21 protein-coding genes, 1 tRNA gene and 2 pseudogenes are annotated in these 19,597 nt (G+C 66.1%); 14 read left to right on the forward strand and 10 right to left on the reverse strand.

Going from position 1 to position 19,597, the window contains the following annotated elements; translation table 11 throughout:
- The first annotated feature begins 95 nt into the window (after positions 1 to 95).
- The 6 genes from HZ989_RS05550 to pseI are packed head-to-tail and all read left to right on the forward strand — an operon-like array spanning position 96 to position 6,135.
- Positions 96 to 1,715 carry a tetratricopeptide repeat protein gene (locus tag HZ989_RS05550; RefSeq protein WP_245162512.1) on the forward strand — a complete coding sequence of 540 codons (1,620 nt, stop codon included), beginning with the start codon at positions 96 to 98 and terminating at the stop codon, positions 1,713 to 1,715.
- Positions 1,712 to 2,860: a UDP-4-amino-4,6-dideoxy-N-acetyl-beta-L-altrosamine transaminase gene (gene pseC / locus HZ989_RS05555; RefSeq protein ID WP_209322633.1), complete on the forward strand. Its 1,149-nt coding sequence runs from the start codon at positions 1,712 to 1,714 to the stop codon at positions 2,858 to 2,860. The genes HZ989_RS05550 and pseC overlap by 4 nt, the downstream gene beginning before the upstream one ends.
- Positions 2,857 to 3,564, forward strand: a complete 708-nt coding sequence (gene pseF / locus HZ989_RS05560; RefSeq protein ID WP_209322634.1) for a pseudaminic acid cytidylyltransferase — start codon at positions 2,857 to 2,859, stop codon at positions 3,562 to 3,564. The genes pseC and pseF overlap by 4 nt, the downstream gene beginning before the upstream one ends.
- Positions 3,561 to 4,556: a PseG/SpsG family protein gene (locus HZ989_RS05565; protein ID WP_209322635.1), complete on the forward strand. Its 996-nt coding sequence runs from the start codon at positions 3,561 to 3,563 to the stop codon at positions 4,554 to 4,556. The genes pseF and HZ989_RS05565 overlap by 4 nt, the downstream gene beginning before the upstream one ends.
- The gene (pseH, locus tag HZ989_RS05570; RefSeq protein WP_209322636.1) at positions 4,556 to 5,113 is read left to right on the forward strand and encodes a UDP-4-amino-4,6-dideoxy-N-acetyl-beta-L-altrosamine N-acetyltransferase; all 558 of its coding nucleotides are present in this window, start codon (positions 4,556 to 4,558) and stop codon (positions 5,111 to 5,113) included. Before HZ989_RS05565 ends, pseH begins: the two co-directional genes overlap by 1 nt.
- On the forward strand, positions 5,110 to 6,135 hold the full coding sequence (gene pseI / locus HZ989_RS05575; protein ID WP_209322637.1) for a pseudaminic acid synthase: 1,026 nt from the start codon (positions 5,110 to 5,112) through the stop codon (positions 6,133 to 6,135). Before pseH ends, pseI begins: the two co-directional genes overlap by 4 nt.
- 8 nt (positions 6,136 to 6,143) lie before the next feature.
- Here the strand turns inward: pseI and pseB are convergent, their stop codons facing one another.
- On the reverse strand, positions 6,144 to 7,145 hold the full coding sequence (pseB, locus tag HZ989_RS05580) for a UDP-N-acetylglucosamine 4,6-dehydratase (inverting) (RefSeq protein WP_209322638.1): 1,002 nt from the start codon (positions 7,143 to 7,145) through the stop codon (positions 6,144 to 6,146).
- A gap of 205 nt (positions 7,146 to 7,350) precedes the next feature.
- A tRNA-Ser gene (locus HZ989_RS05585) sits at positions 7,351 to 7,440 on the reverse strand.
- A 165-nt stretch (positions 7,441 to 7,605) separates the two neighbouring features.
- Between HZ989_RS05585 and msrA the strand changes: the two genes are divergently transcribed.
- Positions 7,606 to 8,250 (forward strand): peptide-methionine (S)-S-oxide reductase MsrA, encoded by a 645-nt coding sequence (msrA, locus tag HZ989_RS05590; protein ID WP_209322639.1) that lies wholly within the window; start codon positions 7,606 to 7,608, stop codon positions 8,248 to 8,250.
- On the opposite strand, the gene HZ989_RS05595 is transcribed toward msrA, so the two are convergent.
- From HZ989_RS05595 to HZ989_RS05615, 5 genes are all read right to left on the reverse strand, one after another.
- Positions 8,251 to 8,763, reverse strand: coding sequence for a hypothetical protein (locus HZ989_RS05595; RefSeq protein WP_245162469.1), 513 nt, complete (start codon positions 8,761 to 8,763; stop codon positions 8,251 to 8,253).
- A gap of 5 nt (positions 8,764 to 8,768) precedes the next feature.
- Positions 8,769 to 9,182, reverse strand: a complete 414-nt coding sequence (locus tag HZ989_RS05600; RefSeq protein ID WP_209322641.1) for a hypothetical protein — start codon at positions 9,180 to 9,182, stop codon at positions 8,769 to 8,771.
- A 23-nt stretch (positions 9,183 to 9,205) separates the two neighbouring features.
- Positions 9,206 to 9,433, reverse strand: coding sequence for a hypothetical protein (locus HZ989_RS05605; protein ID WP_209322642.1), 228 nt, complete (start codon positions 9,431 to 9,433; stop codon positions 9,206 to 9,208).
- Between the two features lie 81 nt (positions 9,434 to 9,514).
- Positions 9,515 to 10,240, reverse strand: coding sequence for a flagellar basal body L-ring protein FlgH (gene flgH, locus HZ989_RS05610; RefSeq protein WP_209322643.1), 726 nt, complete (start codon positions 10,238 to 10,240; stop codon positions 9,515 to 9,517).
- A 12-nt stretch (positions 10,241 to 10,252) separates the two neighbouring features.
- Positions 10,253 to 10,873 (reverse strand): flagella basal body P-ring formation protein FlgA, encoded by a 621-nt coding sequence (locus HZ989_RS05615; RefSeq protein ID WP_209322644.1) that lies wholly within the window; start codon positions 10,871 to 10,873, stop codon positions 10,253 to 10,255.
- 70 nt (positions 10,874 to 10,943) lie between these two features.
- On the opposite strand from HZ989_RS05615, the pseudogene HZ989_RS05620 reads away from it, so the two are divergent.
- A pseudogene (locus HZ989_RS05620) lies at positions 10,944 to 11,701 on the forward strand (IS5 family transposase).
- Positions 11,702 to 11,710: 9 nt separating this feature from the next.
- Here HZ989_RS05620 and flgG read toward each other — a convergent pair.
- On the reverse strand, positions 11,711 to 12,499 hold the full coding sequence (gene flgG / locus HZ989_RS05625; RefSeq protein ID WP_209322646.1) for a flagellar basal-body rod protein FlgG: 789 nt from the start codon (positions 12,497 to 12,499) through the stop codon (positions 11,711 to 11,713).
- Positions 12,500 to 12,559: 60 nt separating this feature from the next.
- Positions 12,560 to 13,297, reverse strand: coding sequence for a flagellar basal-body rod protein FlgF (gene flgF / locus HZ989_RS05630; RefSeq protein ID WP_209322647.1), 738 nt, complete (start codon positions 13,295 to 13,297; stop codon positions 12,560 to 12,562).
- A gap of 179 nt (positions 13,298 to 13,476) precedes the next feature.
- Here flgF and HZ989_RS05635 point away from each other — a divergent pair, with 179 nt between their 5' ends.
- The 6 genes and pseudogenes from HZ989_RS05635 (at position 13,477) to HZ989_RS05660 (ending at position 18,198) form a co-directional block, all read left to right on the forward strand.
- Positions 13,477 to 14,142 carry a flagellar basal body-associated FliL family protein gene (locus HZ989_RS05635; protein ID WP_209322648.1) on the forward strand — a complete coding sequence of 222 codons (666 nt, stop codon included), beginning with the start codon at positions 13,477 to 13,479 and terminating at the stop codon, positions 14,140 to 14,142.
- A gap of 66 nt (positions 14,143 to 14,208) precedes the next feature.
- A complete protein-coding gene (gene fliM, locus HZ989_RS05640) occupies positions 14,209 to 15,297 on the forward strand; it encodes a flagellar motor switch protein FliM (RefSeq protein ID WP_245162470.1) in 1,089 nt (362 codons plus the stop codon).
- Between the two features lie 10 nt (positions 15,298 to 15,307).
- Complete coding sequence (locus HZ989_RS05645) at positions 15,308 to 15,985, forward strand: DUF6468 domain-containing protein (RefSeq protein ID WP_245162471.1); 678 nt, start codon at positions 15,308 to 15,310, stop codon at positions 15,983 to 15,985.
- Between the two features lie 71 nt (positions 15,986 to 16,056).
- On the forward strand, positions 16,057 to 17,025 hold the full coding sequence (locus tag HZ989_RS05650) for a MotE family protein (RefSeq protein ID WP_209322650.1): 969 nt from the start codon (positions 16,057 to 16,059) through the stop codon (positions 17,023 to 17,025).
- An 80-nt stretch (positions 17,026 to 17,105) separates the two neighbouring features.
- Entirely contained in the window at positions 17,106 to 17,369 is a 264-nt protein-coding gene (locus tag HZ989_RS05655) for a DUF3297 family protein (RefSeq protein ID WP_209322651.1), read from the forward strand.
- Positions 17,370 to 17,439: 70 nt separating this feature from the next.
- Positions 17,440 to 18,198 (forward strand): annotated as a pseudogene (locus HZ989_RS05660) (IS5 family transposase).
- A 376-nt stretch (positions 18,199 to 18,574) separates the two neighbouring features.
- Here the strand turns inward: HZ989_RS05660 and HZ989_RS05665 are convergent.
- Positions 18,575 to 19,399: a flagellin gene (locus HZ989_RS05665; protein ID WP_209322652.1), complete on the reverse strand. Its 825-nt coding sequence runs from the start codon at positions 19,397 to 19,399 to the stop codon at positions 18,575 to 18,577.
- Positions 19,400 to 19,597: the final 198 nt, after the last annotated feature.

Here is a 19,597-nt window from a genome sequence, read left to right on the forward strand (position 1 = left end):
AGATCGCGGGCGTCATGGGAATCGGCGAGGGCGGACGGCGGTTCAAATCCAGCAAGCAGGAAGCGGTGATCCGGCATCTGCGTCGGGCGCTCAAGATGCTGGCCGTGGGCGACGCCGCCGGCGCAGTGAAGGCGGCGACGGCGGCGCTGAAGCTGGATGAAAACCATGGTCAGGCCTGGCATGTGATGGCCATCGCGCTTGAAAAGACCGGCAATCTTCAGAACGCCTTCGCGGCCTTTGAGGCCGCAGTCAAACTTTTGCCCGACGACTGGGCGATCATAGATGATTTGGGAAGCCTGGCGAATCGGCTGGGGTATCTCGACCTGGCAGAGAAGCTCTACCAGAAATGTTTGGCGGCCGATCCGGGGAATCTGGATGTCGCAAACAATCTCGCCTGCGTCCTGCGAGACGCCAATCGCTACGATGAGGCGATCGAGCTTCTGAAGGCGGTGATCGCCGCCCATCCGCAGAGCGCGTTGCTCTGGAACACGCTCGGAACGGTCCTCAGCGACAAGGGGGATATGGAGCAGTCGGTGATCTTCTTCGAAGAGTCGCTCCGGCTGGATCCTGGATTCCAGAAGGCCCGGTACAACCTGGCCAATGTCCGCGTGGCGCTCGGCGAGCCCGAGCAAGGGCTTGCCGACATCAACAAGGCGATCCGGGGGTCCAGGCTGCCCATGGAGATCGCCACCATGAAGACGGCGAAGGCCTTGACCCAGATGATCCTGGGCGACCTTGCCGGGGCTTTCGAAACCTATGAGGCGCGTTTCGATCCGTCACTGAAGGAAGCGGTTGCATTCCACGCCTTTGGCAAGCGTTGGTCGCCAGACGACGACCTGCAGGGCGCGACCCTGTTGATCTACGGCGAGCAGGGGTTGGGCGACGAAATCCTTTTCGCCAATCTGCTCGGTGACGTCATTGATGCCGTGGGCCCCGATGGCCGGGTATTGTTGGCCATCAGCGATCGGCTGCTCACACTCTTCAGCCGCTCCTACCCGACCCTGGTCGTTCATTCCTACCGAACTCAGAGCCGGCTTGGCCGAACCGAGCGTTCCGTCGAATTTGGCGGCGAGGCGCCCGCGATCGATCTGTGGACGCCGATTGGCAGCCTGTTCCGCCGCTTCAGGCGCGCGAAAGCACAGTTCCCCGACACGCCCGCCTTCCTGAAGGCCGACCCGGACCGCGTCGCCCATTGGCGCGATGTGCTTCAATCGCGAAATGCGGCGCCCAAGGTCGGGTTCATGTGGAAGAGCCTGAACATGAACGGCTCCCGCGCCAGGGGTTTCAGTCCGTTCGACCTGTGGCAATCCGTCCTCGGCACGAAGGGCGTGGAGTTTGTCAATCTGCAGTACGGCGATTGCTCCGCCGAACTGGCCCAGGCCCAGGCCGCCGGGCTGGACGTCTGGACCCCGCCCGGCATCGATCTGAAGCAGGACCTGGATGATGTCGCGGCCCTGTGCAGCGCGCTCGACCTGATGGTGGCGCCCATGACGGCCACCACGAACATCGCCGCAGCCTGTGGCGTCCCGACCTGGGTGATCGCGGCACCCGACGCCTGGCCGCGTTTCGGGACCGACGGCTTCCCCTGCTATCCCTCAGTCCGTCTGTTCCCCACCGACGGCTTTGGCCAGTGGTCCGGGGTGATGGAGCGGATCAAGCAGGCTCTGAGCGAGGAAGTCGCTGGCCGGGGCGTCAGGACTGCGGCTGCGGCGTGAATGCGTTCATCCCCTATGGTCGGCAACTGATCGAAGACGACGATGAGGCAGCCGTCGTCGCGGCCTTGCGCTCGGACTTTCTGACCCAGGGGCCCGCCACCAGGACCTTCGAGGATGAACTGGCCGCCTATGTCGGTGCCAGATATTGCGTGGCGGTATCCAGCGCGACGGCCGGTCTTCACATCGCCATGGCGGCGCTGGATCTGGGTCCAGGCGAGGGCGTCACCTCGCCGAACACCTTCGTGGCCACCTCGAACGCCATGGCCTACGTTGGCCTGGAACCGGTGTTCGCCGACGTCGATCCCGACACGGGCAATCTGTCGCTCGCAGCGGTGCGCGAGGCAATCAACGACCGAACCCGTGTCATCGCGCCGGTCCATTTCGGCGGATTGCCCGCCGATATGGAAGGGTTCGCCACCCTGGCCGGCGAACGCGGCGTGAGCGTCGTCGAAGATGCAGCCCACGCCATCGGTTCGGAGTACGTCTCCGGCGGACGGGTCGGGAATGGACGGTTCTCGTCCATGACGGTCTTCTCGTTCCATCCGGTCAAGTCGATGACGACGGGCGAGGGCGGGGCGATCACCACCAACGACCCGGCGCTGCATGAGGCGTTGATGATGCTGCGGTCCCACGGGATCACCCGCGATCCGGCTCGCCTGGCCGATGCGCCGGGGGCCTGGTGGTACGAACAGCAGATGCTGGGCTTCAACTACCGGATGACCGACATCCAGGCGGCGCTGGGCGCGAGCCAGCTTCGCAAGCTTGACCGGTTCAGGGACCGTCGTCTGGCGATCATCGCCCGCTATCGCGCGGGTCTTTCGGACCTCGCCTGGTTGAACCTCCCCCCGGACACGGGAACACAGACGGTCTGCTGGCATCTGTTCGTCGCGCGGTTCGACTTCGAGGCGATCGGCCGGACACGGGCGGAAGTCATGGCGGCCCTGGCCGGAGAGGGCGTTGGATCCCAGGTCCACTACATCCCGGTCTACCGCCAGCCCTGGTACGTCGCGCGGCAGGGCGATCGTTCAGGGCGTTTTCCAGACACCGAGGCCTGGTACGCCCGGTGTCTCAGCCTGCCGCTCTATCCGGCCATGACGGACGAGGATGCGGATCGGGTCATCGCGGCCGTGCGGGGGCTCGGATGAGCATCGTCCGCGCCCTGGCGGTTATCCCGGCACGGGGAGGATCCAAGCGGATTCCGCGCAAGAACATCCGTCCGTTCGCCGGACGACCTATCCTCAGCTGGCCGGTCAAGGCCGCGCTCGACAGCGGGTTGTTCGCCACCGTCATGGTATCGACCGAGGACGAGGAGATCGCCGGGATCGCCCGTGAGGCCGGGGCCGAAACGCCGTTCCTGCGCAGTGCCGAGACCGCCGACGATCACGCCAGCCTGCTGGACGTCCTGTCCGAGGTCGTGGGGCGCTATGCGGCGCAGGGGCAGGATTTCGACGCCGTCTGCTGCATCCTGCCAACCGCGATTCTGGTCTCGGCCCGCGCCCTGGGGCGGGGGTACGAGATGTTCGCGACGGGCGATTACGACAGCGTCTTTCCCGTGGCTCCGTTTCCCGCGCCGATTCAGCGCGCCTTGCGTCGCGACGAGGCCGGGATCGTCTCCATGTTCCAGCCCGAGCATTATCAATCCCGGTCCCAGGATCTGGAGCGCGGCTACTATGACGCAGGCCAATTCTACTGGATGAGCGGCCGGGCCTGTCTCGATCGCGTTCCGACGTTCGCAGGCCGCGCCGGCAGTTTCGTGCTGGACGAGACCGAGGTCCAGGACATCGACACCGAGGCGGACTGGCGTCTGGCCGAGCTCAAGCATCGTCTGGTCCATTCCGGCGGATCATGATGGCCACGCCCGGATTGCTGGCCCTGTTCACCGAAGGCGACCGGGCCCGAGGCTTCGGCCATGTCAGCCGGTGCAGCGCCTATGCCCAGGCCTGGCTCGGTCGTGGCGGCCGGGTCTGCTGGATCCTTGACGGCGATGATGAGGCCGCCGCCATGGTCGGCGCGGGCCATGGGATCATCCGGCGGCGCTGGCAGGAGGATGGGGGGGCCACGCTCGATGTCCGGCCCGCTCTCGCTCTGGTCGACAGCTACACCGCGTCGGACGAGGCCCTGCAGACGCTGGCGGCCGCCGCCGACGTCATGGTCTTCATCGACGATCTCGGGCGCGCCTATCCGCCGGGGGTCGTCGTTCATCCTGCGCCGGACCGTATCCCGCCCGCGACCCGGCAGGGCACGCAGGTGTTGAGCGGTCCGTCCTGGCAGCCCCTGCGGCCGCCGTTCTGGGATCTGCCGGCGCGCGCAGGCGTGCGGCCGGAGATCGAACGGATCCTGGTCGTGTTCGGCGGCGGCGACCTGCGTGGGATGGGCCTGGCCATGGCCCGACTGGCCCTTGAAGTCTTTCCATCGGCGGGCGTCGACCTGGTGCTGGGGGCGGGCCAGCCCAGACCCGACCCGATGCCGGGGGTGTCCGTCCATCAGGCGATCGACGCCGCCGCCATGGCGACCCTGATGCGGAAGGCCGACGTCGCGATCAGCGGGGCGGGACAGACTGTGTTCGAGCTCGCCCGCTGCGGAACGCCGGCCATTCTGGTCGGGATCGCAGACAACCAGCTGGCCAACCTGGACCACTGGCCGACGCTGTGCGGCTATATCGATGCGGGCTGGTGGGATGCGGCGGATCTCCACGGCCGGGTGACCGCCGCCCTCATGCATCTGGCGGATCCCCGACGGCGGCAGGACGTCAGTCTGAAGGCTGCGGAAGTCGTGGACGGCCAGGGGGTTCGCCGGCTGTTCGACCATCTCGATCGGCGCGCCATCCAGGAGGGCTTGTAATGCTGTACGCCGACTGTCGTCTGCGGCCGATGGCCGAGGAAGACCGCGCTCGCGTACTGTCGTGGCGCAATCAGGACCGCATCCGCGTCAACATGTACAACAGCCACGTCATCGCGCCGGACGAGCACGATCGGTGGTTCGACCGCGCCATGAAGGATGCATCGGCGGTCTATCGCATCTTCGAGCATTGTGATCGGCCGCTCGGGTTCGTGTCGTTCACCGGGCTCGACCGGATCCACGGCCGCGGCAGCTGGGCCTTCTACCTGGGAGAGGCGGATGCGCCGCGCGGATCGGGCGCGGCGATGGAGCTGTTGGCGCTGGACGAGGCGTTCGGGCCGATCGGGATCCGCAAGCTGTGTTGCGAGGTCTTCGCCTTCAACGCCGGCGTCGTCCGGCTGCATGCGCGGTTCGGCTTTGTCCAGGAGGGGCTGTTCGAGAAGCACCATCTGAAGGACGGCGAGTTCCAGGATATCGTCTGTCTGGCGCGGTTCGCCGACGGCTGGGCGACGGACCGGGCGGCCCTGATGACCAGCGTATTCGAGGAGGAAGCGGCATGAGTTTCACCTTTCCGGACCACGTGTTCATGGTGGCGGAACTGTCGGCCAATCATGGCGGGTCGCTGGACATCTGCCTGGAGACCGTCCGGGCGGCGGCGGCGGCCGGAGCCGATGCGATCAAGCTCCAGACCTATACCGCCGACGGGATCACTCTGGATTGCCGAACGCCGCCCTTCCAGATTCAGGACGGCACGCTGTGGGACGGTACGACCCTGCACGCCCTCTATCTGGAGGCGCAGACGCCCTGGGAGTGGCATGCGCCGATCCAGGCGGAGGCCCATCGCCTGGGTCTGGCGTTCTTCTCCTCTCCCTTCGATCTGGCCGCCGTCGATTTTCTGGACGCGATGGATGTGCCGATCTTCAAGATCGCCTCGTTCGAGATCGCGGACATTCCGTTGATCGAACATGCGGCTTCGAAGGGACGCGCCATGATCATCTCCACTGGCATCGCCAGCCTGGGGGAGATCGAGGAGGCGATCGCGGCCTGTCACCGCCAGGGAAACCACGACATCACCCTGTTGAAATGCACGTCGGCCTATCCGGCGCTTCCGTCAGACGCCAATCTGGCGACGATCCCGGTCTGGGCGCGAACCTTCGGCCTGAGGATCGGCCTGTCGGATCACACGACCGACGACGCGGTCGCCATCGCCGCCGTGGCGCTCGGCGCGCGCGTGATCGAGAAACATTTCATTCTGGATCGGGCGATCGGCGGGCCGGACGCCAGCTTCTCGTTGACGCCCGACGCGTTCGCCGCCCTGGTCAAGGGCGTCAGGGTGGCCGAACAGGCGATCGGTGAGGTCCAGGGCGGGCCCTCGGGCCAGGCCCTGATCAACCGTCGCTTCGGCCGTTCGCTGTTCGTCGCCGAAGACATGAAGGCGGGCGAGGTGCTGACGCCCGACACGCTGCGCTCGGTTCGCCCCGGGGACGGACTTCACCCCCGGCACTATCGAGACCTGCTGGGGCGAAGGCTCCGGGTTGATGCCGTGAAGGGCACCCCCATGGCCTGGTCGCTGCTGGACTGATCTGCGGATCAGGTCCTGGCCTGGGCGTTGAACGCGCGGGTTTCCTCGACGGTCAGGAAATGGGGATTGGTGCCGGAATGGTATTCGAACCCCTGTTCGACGCGCGTGCCCGACTCTCCCAGGGCGTTGTGCGCGAAGTCCAAATCGCCGTTGTGGAACCGGATCGTCGGCGCGATCACATAGTGATCGGTGAAATCATAGGTCAGATGAGAGTCGTCGGCCGGGCACATGATTTCATGCAGCTTCTCGCCCGGTCTGATTCCCACGACGTGGGTCGCCATTCCGGGCGCGATGGCGTCTGCCAGATCGACGATCCGGACGGACGGGATCTTGGGGATGAAGATCTCACCGCCGTGCATGCGCTGGAAATTGGTCAGGACGAAGTTGACCCCCTGTTCCAGAGAAATCCAGAAGCGCGTCATGCGGGGGTCGGTGATGGGCAGCGAGGATGCGCCTTCGTCGATCAGCTTCTGGAAGAAGGGCAGAACCGATCCGCGCGACCCCACGACATTTCCGTAACGGACGACGGCGAACCGGGTGCGATGGCTGCCCGCCATATTGTTGGCGGCGACGAACAGCTTGTCCGACGCCAGTTTGGTGGCACCGTAGAGGTTGATCGGGTTCGCCGCCTTGTCCGTCGACAGGGCGATGACCCTTTCCACATCATTGGCCAGGGCCGCCGCGATGACGTTCTCGGCCCCATTGATGTTGGTGCGAATGCATTCGGTCGGATTGTACTCTGCGGCGATGACCTGCTTCATGGCCGCGGCGTGGATGATGAAATCGACCCCCCGCGTCGCCTGGATGAGCCGGTCCCGATCGCGCACGTCACCGAGGAAAAAACGCATGCATGGGTCGGTGAAGTCGTGCTGCATTTCGAACTGCTTCAGTTCGTCCCGGGAGTAGACGATCAGCCGGCGGGGTTTGAAACGCTCCAGGATCATCCGGATATACATCCGGCCGAAAGACCCGCTTCCGCCCGTGATGAGGATGGATTTATCGTCGAACATCTGAATACCGCCTTGATCCGGTCAATCTGGCGACTCGCCCGGAATTCGCTGATCACAGCACACAGCGCGCCCTTTCTCCAAGCGGCTGGCGTTCACGTCAGTCATCCATCGCCCCAACGCCCCGGCCCTTCGGCGAGCCAGGTAGGCGGCGGGACATCAAATGGACCTAAAAAATAAAATATATCAGATATTTGTTGACGGTGCGTGGCGGACAGAGAGGGATTCGAACCCTCGGTAGGCTTTCACCTACACACGCTTTCCAAGCGTGCGCGATCGACCACTCCGCCACCTGTCCGTTTGACCACACGGCAAACGTCCCCGGAGGTCGCCCGGGGAGGGCAGGCTGATAGAACAGGCGGACGCGTCGGGCAAGCGTCGTCTGGCCCCCCGACCTCTGGGCAAGACCGGGCCCGGCACCCATATGGTTGTCATGTCCTTTTTCTCGCGGATGTTTTCGACCATGAGCGCCAAGACCACCCTGCCGACGCCCGACACCGCCTTGCCGGGCCGTGCCACGCCGTTGCCGACGGACGAGGTCCATTTCGTCCTGGGCCGCCCGCTGAAGGGGCCGCATCCGGGAGGGTTCCAGACCGCGATCTTCGGCATGGGCTGCTTCTGGGGCGTGGAACGCAAGTTCTGGACGCTGCCGGGGGTCTGGGTGACGGCGGTGGGCTACTCCGGTGGCATCACGCCCAATCCGACCTATGAGGAAACCTGCACCGGTCTGACCGGCCAGACCGAAGTCGTCCAGGTCGTATTCGACCCGGCCAGGATCACCTATTCCGAACTGCTGAAGACCTTCTGGGAAGGCCACGACCCGACCCAGGGCATGCGCCAGGGTAACGACATCGGCTCGACCTACCGCTCGGCGATCTACTATCTGGACGAGGAGCAGAAGGCCCGGGCCGAGGCCTCGCGCGACGCCTATCAGTCGGCCCTGACGAATGCGGGTCGCGGCACCATCACGACCGAGATCACCCGGGCCGGGCCCTTCTATTTCGCCGAGGGCTATCACCAGGGCTATCTGGCCAAGAACCCGAACGGCTATTGCGGCATCGGCGGCACGGGCGTGGTCTGTCCGATCGGGGTCGGCGTCGAGGCCTGATCAGTCGCAGAGGGCGAAGAACCGCTCGATGTCCGCCTGCGTTCCCGGGTGGGCCACAAAGGTCTCACGGGTGTCGCCGCCGGTCCACTGCGCCATCCAGCCGAGGCGGCGAAACCGCTGGAACACGGGGATTTCGGCAACGGTCGAGGCGGTCAGCAGATCGCCGTCCGAAAGCTCCGACGGCTCGCCCCGGGCGGCGAACCGTTCGGTCTCGCCACCGGATTCCAGCAGCAGCGTGCGCGAGCCCGTTGGCGCTGTGGCCGTGATATCGACGCGCGACGACCCGGCCGCGCAGTCCAGCCCCAGCTTTAGCTCGTCGCTCTCGGCGATGCCGTAGGCCAGTCGGACCGAGCCTTCGTCCGTCGTCAGGTGCCAGTCGTAGCCCGCGACCGGTTGCGGCGTGGCGAAGGCTGCACGCGCTGGAGCCTTGCTGACGGGTTCGACGCTGGCACAGGCCGAGGTCAGGACGAGGGTCCCCAGCAGCGATAGCCAGACGCGGGGGCGAAGGGGCATGGAGGTCATCCTGCACAAAGCTCTGCGAACCGTCTCAGCTTGCCCAGGTCGATAGCCGGGACGTCCACAGTCTGATGCCGGTCGCCGACCGCCACGTCGAGCGCGCCGGTCACCATGAACGCGCCGAACACCGGATGGTCCGTCCGCAGCGCGACAGATTGTCGGTCACGGACGCGCATCGTTTCGGCGGTGGCGGAAGCATCCCCCGACGTGAGGGTGGCGAACCCGGATCCGCCCGGTCGGCCATAGAGGTCGACATGGGCGACGCCGGAGCCGGGCGCGCACTGGAACGTCGTCCTCAGCTGCGCGGTGTCTGGAACCTCGTATGCGAGCACCAGGGGCCCGTCGCCCTCATAGAGCGTCCAGGTCCAGCCGCCCTGAAGGGCGGCAGTCACCGCGATGATGGCAGGAAGGGTCAAGGATCAGCACCGTCGCCGAGCCGTCAGGCGCGGCCGACCGAACAATAGGACAGAAAATCATCCGCCGCACGACGTTCCTCGGCCGTTGTTATAAGCCGGAACAATCCCGCGGCGCCGCGCACGGCCATCCGACCCCTGCTGGCCAGGCCGCAAAGGGCGGGATCGTTCAGCGCGATCCGGCTATCGTCCGCCTCTCCACCGGACAGGGGGTCGATGGTCCGGGCACCGACGCGGGCCTGCGTCAGGCGCACGACCGCGTCGCGAGCGTTAGCGCCTCTGGAACCCTGCGCTCAAGCAGCGAGCGACCGCGTCGCGAGCGTTAGCGCCCCCACCTAGAAAGGACTGAACCGCTCGACCAGGCTCTGCGCTGCCGGCGTCGCCTGGACGCGGCTGATGTCACCGCGGCCGCCATAGCTGATGCGGGCTTCGGCGATCTGGGTGTGGGCGATGGTGTTGGCCGAGGAGATGTCCTCGGGCCGGACGATGCCGGCGACCGTCAGCTCGCGGACCTCGCGGTTGGTGCGCACTTCCTGCCGACCCTGGATCACCAGATTGCCGTTGGAAAGGATGTCCGTGACCACCGCGGCGATGGTCAGGCTGACCTTCTCCGATCGGCTGACCGAGCCGGTCCCGTTGGCGTTCGACGACCCTTCAAGGCCGACCAGGGCCTGCGGATCGAACCCGCCCGGGAAGGCGCGGCCCAGGCTGTTCTCCAGCCCGAAGAAATTGGTCACACCGCCCGTGATGTCGTTGGTCCGGCTGCGGTTCGTGGTGTTCGATGTCTGCGCCTGATCGTCGATGTCGATGTTGACGGTCAGGATGTCGCCGATCTGACGCGCCCGCTGGTCGCCGAAGAAGGCGCGCGCGCCAGCCCGCCACAGCGAGTTGGCGCTGGCCGAGCGCGGCTCCGGTACCGTCGTATAGGCCTGGGTCACCGGAACCAGTTGGGCGGGGTAGCCGATGGGGGCCAGCTGCGGCCCCTGGACCGTCTCGACCACTGTGGAGCAGGCTCCCAGGGTCAGCGAGGCAAGGGCGAGGGCGAGGAGGGACTTACGCATGACGGGATATTCCTAGCGCGAGGCGAACGGGAGCTGGGCACGGACGGCCTGGGCCTCCGGGCCCGTGATGGCGCGGCCCGGGCCGATGGCGACCGCGTCGATCGTGCGGCCGGAGGCCACATTCAGGATCGGCACGTTTTCGCCGGCGGCGGCGTCGCGGGTTGCGCGTCCGGTGACTGTCAGCGTCACACCGCCGACGGCATAGGCGACCTCGATCATGTCGTTGCGGGCGATTACGCGGGCCGCGCGGGCCTGGCGTTGCAGGGGGGCCACGACCGTGGGCGCGGGCTGGGTGAGGGCCGCAGAGCCGGCCGTTGCCGTCGTCACCGCATTGCCGCCCGTGGCCGGGGCCAGCGAGGCCTGGCGGACCACCACGCGGCGCAGGCCGTTCGGGTTGGCCCATTGCAGCCCGTTGCGGGAGGCGATGGCCTGGAGCTGGGACGCCTCGAACACGACAGATGGCCCCGCCCGGCTGGCCAGAACGAAGTTGGCGGCCGGTCCGGCTCCGTCGAATACGTCGCCCAGGGTGACGCGGCCGTCGTCGTCGACCGGATTGGCCTTCAGGGTGACCGGCCCGGCGAAGGCAGGGGAGGCCAGCAGGCCGAGCGCGGCGATCAGGGAGAGAGCCCGCATGATTCTAGGGTCTGTACCCAATTGAGTTGATCTGGCTGTTGTGATTCAAGCTTCTGAGGAGGCTTGAATCATGGCGGATCATTTCTGGTTGTCGGACGCGCAGTGGGCTGTGATCGAGCCGCACATCCCCAAGGTCTATACGGGCAAGCGGCGGGTGGATGATCGCCGGGTGATCTCGGGTATCGTTCATCGGCTGCGCGAGGGGTGTCGCTGGCGCGCTCTTCCGGACGTCTATGGGCCCTATACGACGGTGTTCAACCGTTACAATCGCTGGAGCAAGCGAGGTCTGTGGCAGCGGATCCTGGCGTCGCTCGGCGAGGCGGCCGACCCGCCGGTGACGGCCATGATCGACTCGACCTCGGTCAAGGCGCACCGCTCGGCGGCGGGCGCAAAAGGGGGGGCTCAGCTCACGCCATAGGCCGGTCGCGCGGCGGTCGGACGACCAAGGTCCACATGCTGGTGGACGAGACGGGCAGGCCTCGCGTCGTTCAACTCTCGCCCGGCCAGGCCTCCGACATCGTGGCCGCCCACGACCTGATCGTCGCCAGCCGACCCAGCCTGCACCTGCTCGCAGACAGGGCCTACGACGGCGACGCCCTGCGTCGAATGCTGATCGAACGCGGCACGACACCCGTGATCCCGAACAAGATCAATCGCGTGAACCGACACCCGTTCGACGCCACAGCCTACAGGCTCAGAAACGCCGTCGAACGCGCCTTCTGCCGCCTCAAGGACTTCCGCGCCATCGCCACCCGATACGACAAGACCGCCAGGAACTACCTCGCAGGCCTCTGCATCGTCGCCGCCATCACACTCTGGGCCAAATGAGTCCGGACCCTAGCTCTTCACCTGGGCCGAGACGCTCATCATCTCGTCGGCGGTGGTGATGACCTTGGAGTTCATCTCATAGGCCCGCTGGGCGACGATCAGGGCGCTGATCTCGGTCACGGCATCGACGTTCGACGCCTCGGTGTAACCCTGCAGAAGTTGCCCGAAGCCGGCGTCGCCCGGTGTGCCCGTGGTTGCCGGTCCGGAGGCTGCCGTTTCCAGCAGCAGGTTGTCGCCGATCGCCTCGAGCCCCGCTTCGTTGAAGAAGTTGGCCAGCTCCAGCTGCCCGACGACGGCGGGCTCCGGCGATCCGGCCGTGGTGACCTGAACCTGGCCACTCTTGGAGATGCTGACGTCGATCGCGTCCTGCGGGATGGAGATGGCCGGTTCGACAGCATATCCGTCCTCGGTCACCAGCTGGCCTTCGGCGCTCAGCGAGAAGTTGCCGGCGCGGGTATAGCCGATCTCGCCCGATGGCATGGTGACCTGGAAATAGCCTTTTCCGTCGACCGCGATGTCATAGTCGTTGCCGGTCTGGCTCGGCGTGCCCTGTTCGGTGATCCGGTAGACGCTGCCGGCCTTGACGCCCAGACCGACCTGGATGCCGGTGGGGACGACGGTGCCCTGGCTGGACGACTGCGCGCCCATCCGCTCGACGTTCTGATAGATCAGGTCCTGGAACTCGGCGCGCTGACGCTTGAAGCCCACCGTGTTCATGTTGGCGATGTTGTTGGAGATGACCTCCACGTTCAGCTGCTGGGCGGCCATGCCGGAGGCAGCGGTTCTGAGAGCGCGCATTGTTTTACTCCATTGTCCCTGTCGCCTGGCGCGCGGCGCCTAGCTGCTTGAGGGACGCCATCATGATGACCGGCCCAGCCGCTCGACCGAGCGACGGGACAGGTCCTGGACATTTTCGATCATCTTGGTCGCGCGTTCGTAGGCGCGCGTGATCTCGATCAGGTTGGTGATCTCGATCAGGGTGTTGACGTTGGATCCCTCCAGCATCCCCTGGCGCACCTGCACGCCCGTCGCGTCGAGTGCGGGGGCATTGGAGGCATTGCGGTAGAGGCCGTCGCCGTCCTTGGACAGCACCGCCAGATCGTCGAACCGGGCCAGTGTCAGTGTACCCAGGAGCTGGCCGTCCTGGCTGATCGTGCCGTCCTCGGCCACGGTCAGGGCTCCCCTGGCCGTATCGACGATGATCGGCCCGCCGTCGCCCAGCACCGGCAGGCCCGACTTGGTCACCAGCTGCCCCGTCGGATCGACGGTGAAGGCCCCGTCGCGGGTATAGGCCTCGCCCGCCCCGTCCTGGATCTTGAAGAACGCCCCTTCGCCGTCGATGGCGAAATCCAGCGTCCGGCCGGTCTCGTTCAGCGAACCCTGGACAAAGTCGCGGCCCACGCCCTTGTCCAGAACGAAGCTGACGCCCGGGCGCACGGCTTCATTGCGTGCCCGCTGGCCGATCTCGGTGCCGAGCAGCAACTGCTCGACCTTGAAGCCTGTCGTCTCCGCATTGGCGATGTTGTTGGCCGCGATATCGAGCTCGCGGCGCAGCGTCATCTGGCGGGACAGTCCGATGTAGGCGGCATTTTCCACGGCGGCGAGGCTCCTTCGAACGGTGCCTCGCAACGACCGTGCCAACAGGGTTAATCCAGCCGTGATGGGGCTTTCGGCGATTGGCCGCCTTTCCGCACCCGGCAAATCTTGCCGGATTTACACCTCGCGTTAACCAGACGCGCCGCATCTCGAACATTGGGATTTTCCGGGGCGCGCCGATGTTCAAGTTTGGCAAGAAGAAAGACGAGGCCCCGGCCGATGCCGACGGGGCCACCAAGCTGGCAGTCTCCCACGGTGCCGACGGGCCGGAAGGCGACGGAGCCCCCAAAAAGAAGAAGCTGCCGCTGCTCTTCATCATCGCGCCCGTGGCCCTGCTGGTCCTGGGGGGCGGCGGAGCGGGGGCGTTCTTCATGCTCCAGCCCAAGCCCGCGGCTGCCGAAGAAGAGCATGGTGCGGAGGCCAAGGGCGGCCACGGGGCCGAAAAGAAGGAAGACAAGAAGGGCGGTCACGGCGAGAAGAAGGAAGGCGAGGGCGACGAGGCCGATGCCTCGCTGGGCAAGATCTCCGAGGGGCCCGACGGCATCACCTTCTACACCCTGCCCGACATGGTGGTGAACATTCAGTCTCCGGACGGCAAGCCGACCTTCCTGAAGCTGACCCTGACGCTGGAGATGCACGACGCCGTACTGGCCGAGACCCTGCAGGGCCAGATGCCTCGCATACAGGACATGTTCCAGGGCTTCCTGCGCGAACTCCGACCCGAGGATCTGGCGGGATCGCAGGGAACGTATCAGCTGCGCGCCGAGATCCTGCGCCGGGTGAATCTGATCGCCGCACCGTCGCGCGTTGACGCCGTGCTGATCGAAGAGATGCTGGTTCAATAGGCATGATGCCGATCAGTGTCAGCGGATTTCGGATGAGCTCATCACCACCCGGCACAGGCGCGCCTGATGTCTGACACGGGCGTTGCCGACACCGAGCCGGGTCCCCTCGCCGCGGCCGAACCCTTCGCTGAGGCCGAGACCTTCGCGGAAGACCGCCTGGGCGGGGCGGCCGAACGCGTCCTGAACCAGGACGAGATCGACAGCCTGCTCGGCTTCGACCTCGGCGACGAGGATAGCACCGAACGGACCGGCATCCGCGCCATCATCAACTCCGCGCTCGTCAGCTACGAGCGGCTGCCGATGCTGGAGATCGTCTTCGATCGCCTGGTGCGGTTGATGACGACCAGCCTTCGCAACTTCACCTCCGACAACGTCGAGGTCAGCCTCGACAACATCTCCTCGATCCGGTTCGGCGACTATCTGAACTCGATCCCCCTGCCGGCCATCCTGGCGGTGTTCCGGGCCGAAGAACTGGACAATTTCGGCCTGCTGACCGTCGATTCCAACCTGATCTATTCGATCGTCGACGTGCTGCTGGGAGGCCGTCGCGGCACGGCGGCGCTCCGCATCGAGGGACGTCCCTACACCACGATCGAGCGCGTGCTGGTCCAGCGGATGGTCGAGGTCATCCTCGCCGATGCCCAGGCGGCGTTCGAGCCCCTGACTCCGGTCCGCCTCAACCTGGACCGGCTGGAGACCAATCCCCGCTTCGCCGCCATCGCGCGCCCTGCAAACGCGGCCATTCTGGTAAAGCTGCGCATCGACATGGAAGACCGCGGCGGGCGGGTTGAGCTCCTGCTGCCCTATGCGACGCTGGAGCCGATCCGCAAGCTGCTGCTGCAGCAGTTCATGGGCGAGAAGTTCGGCCGCGACAACATCTGGGAAGGCCACCTGGCCACCGAGCTCTGGACGACCGAAACCGAGGTTCGCGCCGTGCTGGATGAGCAATCCGCGTCGTTGTCCACCGTCCTGAACCTGAAGGTCGGCGACACCTTCATGCTGAACGCCACGCCGGAGTCCGACGTCTCGATCCGCTGCGGCACGATTCCCGTCACGACCGGCAAGATGGGCCGGAAGGGCCAGCATATCGCCGTGCGCGTCGATGCCCCCATCAGTATCGAGGTGGCCAACAGTCTCACCAGGGGAAGGCGCTGAAATGACCGGCATGATCCTTGACGCCGTGCTTATGCTGTTGCTGGTCGCCGCCCTCGGCTATGGCGTACGGCTGGAGAGGAAGCTGACCCAGCTCCGCGCCGGCCAGCTTGCCTTCGCCGGTGCCGTCACCGAACTGAACGCCGCCTGTGGCCGGGCCGAGAGTGCCCTGGCCTCCCTGCGCGCCTCCGGCGAGGACGCCGACCTGCTGCATGATCGCATCCTGAAGGCGCGGCAGCTGAAGGCCGACCTGGAACAGCTGATCGCCAAAGGGGCACGCAATGCACCTCTCCCTCCCCGGCACGGGGTCGACGAAGGTTCGCCTGCGAACCGGGGAGGCGGTCGAAGCGAGGCGGAGACCGGACGGGGCGGGAAAGGCGAGCCGGACTCCGATCGCGCGCGCATCGCCCAGCCGGCCCCGCCCGGTCGGCCCGCGGCGACCCTCCCCCGCGGGGGGAGGGAGACCGTCAGTGCCGCCCCAACCCCCACCCCCACTCCCGATCCCGACGACCGCGCCTTCCGCATGGCCGCGCTTGCCGAGCGCATCCAGGGTATGGCGTCACCCGCCAAGGCCGCCGCTGGTGCTGGCAACGTCCAGGCCATCCTGCACGCCCTGACCGCTAACCAATCCCCGAAGCAAAGCCTCAACCGCACCAAGGCTAGCCTCGACGACGACCTCTTCGCCGCCTGAATTTTTAGTGCCCCGATGTCCGCCCCCTGGGGGCGGTCGACGTGCGGGGCGAGACCACTGGATCGACGACAATGGCCAAGCTGCCCCGCCTACTGCCCCTCATCGCCATCGCCATCGGCGGGGTCGTGGCCGTGCGCGCTGTCGGGGCAGGCCCCGGCCTGTTCGACGGGGCCAAGGCATGGGCCGAGGAGGCGACCACCGCCGTCAGCGAGGCCGCTGCCGCGCCGAACGCGCCCCGCCCCGCACCGGCCGTCTGCGCCCTGACGCCGGAACAGCTGGCCCAGCAGGCGGGTATCTCGCCGGCCGAGCTGCGCATCATCCAGTCCCTGTCCGCCCGCCGCACCGAACTCGACGTCCGCGACGCCGACTTCGCCACCACCCTGCCGCTGATGGTCGCCGCCGAGGCCAAGCTGGATGCAAAGATCCAGGCCCTGAACGCCATCAAGGCCGAGGTCCAGGGCCTGCTGGGTCAGGTCGATGCGCGCCAGAGGGCCGAGACCGAACGGCTTGTCGCCGTCTATTCCGCCATGCGCCCGCGCGAGGCCGCCGCCGTCTTCGAAACCCTGGACGACAGTGTGCGCCTGCCCATCGCCGCCGCCATGCGCCCGCGCGGTCTGTCGGCCATCCTGGCCCAGATGCCGGCTCCCGCTGCCCGCGAGCTGACCGAGAAACTGGCCCGCCGCTTCGAGGCCCAGCAGCTGGCCGCGCGCGCCGCCGCTGCGGCCGCCACCCCGCCGCCGACCACGGCTCCGACCCAGACCGCCGCGACGACTCCGCTTGCACCCACGCCGGCCGGCACCACGCCGGCCTCCAGCACCACGGCCGCCACGCCGCCGACGACCCAGCCGGCCGCGAACCGTGCACCCCAGACGCGCCCGACCCCCCGTCAGACCCGTCGACCCACGACCCCGACCCGGTCCAGCCCCCGTGCGCCGGCCGCCAACCAGGCCTCGGCGACGACCGGTCCGCAGCCTTACGCCCCGTCGACGCCGACGTCCCCGCCGTCCAACCCGACCGCGCCGCGCCAGTCTGTGCAGTAAACGCCGCCCCACGGTTGGCACCGGGGGCGGGGAGGGGTATCACCCGCCTCCGCTCCGCCCCGCCGCTCGAAGGCCCCGCCATGTCCGACACGCCCCCCGACCGCCTCTCGGTCAACCCCGCCAGCCCTCACCATGACGCCGAAGTCCTGGCGCGCGGCGTGGGCATCAGGTTCAAGGGCGAGGAAAAGACCAATGTCGACGAATACTGCGTCTCCGAAGGCTGGGTCCGCCTGGCCGTCGGCAAGCGCGTCGATCGCAAGGGCAATGCCCTGACCGTCAAGCTGCAGGGCCCGGTCGAACCCTACTTCCAAAGCGGCGTCGTCGAGGGCGACGCCGAGGGCTAGGGTCCGTACTCAATAAGTCCTGGCCGTCTTTCAGTTGTTCTGATTCAAGGATTCCGGAAGGAGTCCTTGAATGCGGAAGCTCTATTGGCTGGATGACGAAGCGTGGGCACGGATCGAGCCCCATCTGCCTCGCGGTCGTCGCGGCGCGCGACGAGTGGATGATCACCGTGTGATCTCCGGAATCATCCATATGCTTCAATCGGGTGCGCGCTGGCGTGACTGCCCGGCCGAGTACGGGCCGTACACGACAGTCTACAACCGGTTTCAACCGCTGGAGCCGCCAAGGCATCTGGCACGACATCTTCAAGGCCCTGACCGGCCACAGCGGCATCTACTCCAGCGCCGCCATCGACTCGACCTCGGTCAAGGCCCACCGCTCGGCGGCGGGCGCTAAAGGGGGGCCTTCGTCCAGAGCATAGGCCGGTCGCGAGGAGGTCGGACGACCAAGATCCACGGGCTGGTGGATGATCAGGGACGGCCTCGCGTGCTGCTGCTCAGCGCCGGCAACACCAACGACATCACCATGGCCCACGCCCTGATCGAGGCCGCCGGGCCGTTCCGCAAGCTGCTGGCTGATCGGGGCTATGATGCCGACCACCTCAGGAAGCGCCTGGCCGAGCGAAGCGCCGAGGCCGTCATCCCGACCACAACATCGCGAAAACGACCCATCCCCTATGACGTCGTCGCCTATCGCCAGCGCAACACCGTCGAGCGCCTTTGGTCCAGGCTTAAGGACTATCGCCGGGTCGCTACCCGATACGACAAGCTCGCAGCAAACTACCTCTCCGGCGTGCTCATCGCCGCGACCGTCTGCTACTGGGCCAAATGAGTCCCGACCCTAGGCCGTTCGGCGGCGTCGCCGCCTGTCCTCTCTTCGGCGAGACGTCGAGCCAGAAGGAAGGGATCGGCGATGGCACCGCGGTCCTGATCCCGTCGTGTTCGCTGTGGCCCGCTGTGGGCACGGTGATGAACCCGTCGCTGGGCATCCATGCGTCAACGGAAGCGCCGGGTGTTCCAGGGCATGATCATTTGAGGTGGACCCATGTCGTCGGTCCAGGCGAAAGCGTGAATCACGCTCAGGCTCCAAGGCCCTCGAGGGACCGGGGCCGTGTAGATGCGCGTTGAGCTGCTGCGCTATGCGAGCGGCCACGCAGGTCTTGGGAAACCTTCGGGCGGGGCATGACGCCCCGCCCTTCCGGCTTTGCTTATCGGAACAGGCCGAGCAGCATCGACGACGATTGGTTAGCAATCGACAGAGCCTGCACGCCCAGCTGTTGCTTGGTTTGCAGCGCCTGGAATCGTGCGCTTTCCTTCGCCAGATCCGTATCGACGAGGTTGCCAATGCCGTTCTCCACGGCGTCGGACAGCTTGGTGATGAACGTCGAGTGGGTATCGTACTGCTTGGCGCCCGTACCCAGGCGCGCCAGGGCAGAGGAGACATTGTTGATCGAGGTGTTGACCGCGGTCAGTTGCGCGGTGGCCAGGGTCCGGGTGCCGATACTGGAGGTCGCGGTCACGGTCACATTGCCACCGTTCAGCGACAGGATTTCACCCTTGACGCGCATGGCGGTGCCGGTCGAGTTGGACAGGGCGCTGAAGCCGGTCGTGGCGTTCAGCATGTTCAGGCCGTTGAACGACGCGTTGGCGACCACGGTGGTGATCTGATCGCGGAGTGCCTTGTAATCCTCGTTCAGGGCGGCACGCGAAGCCGTGTTCAGCGAACTGTCGGTCGCGGCCAGGGCCTTGTCCTTCATCTGGACCAGGAGGTCAGAGACCGTCTCGCCGGCAGCGAGGCCGACGTCGACGGCCGAAGACCCCCGCGCCAGACTTTCCCTAACGGTATTCAGGGCGGTGACTTCCGAGCGCTGCTGCTGGGCGATAGCCCAGATGGCACCGTTGTCCCTGGCGTTGTTGATCTTCTTGCCAGTGTTGATCCGGTTCTGGGAGTTATCCAGGTCGCGGTTCGTGGCGTTCAAATTCTGGAGTGCGGTATAGGCACCCGTATTTGTATTCACGCTGTTTATCGGCATGACGACAATCCTCTTCTAAAGATGTCCGACCGTCGTTTTGACCGCCGGGAGCTTTTTGCTCTCTGATCGCATATCGCAAAATTGCTAAAATAAGAGGAATCTATCTATAAACAAAATATTTATACTTAACGAATATTTTATAATGGGTCGTTAAAATCCGATGCATCAGAAGTATCAGTATATTGCAAAAATACTCAT

Origin of the sequence: Brevundimonas sp. AJA228-03 (genome assembly GCF_017795885.1) — a bacterium.
GTDB lineage: Bacteria > Pseudomonadota > Alphaproteobacteria > Caulobacterales > Caulobacteraceae > Brevundimonas.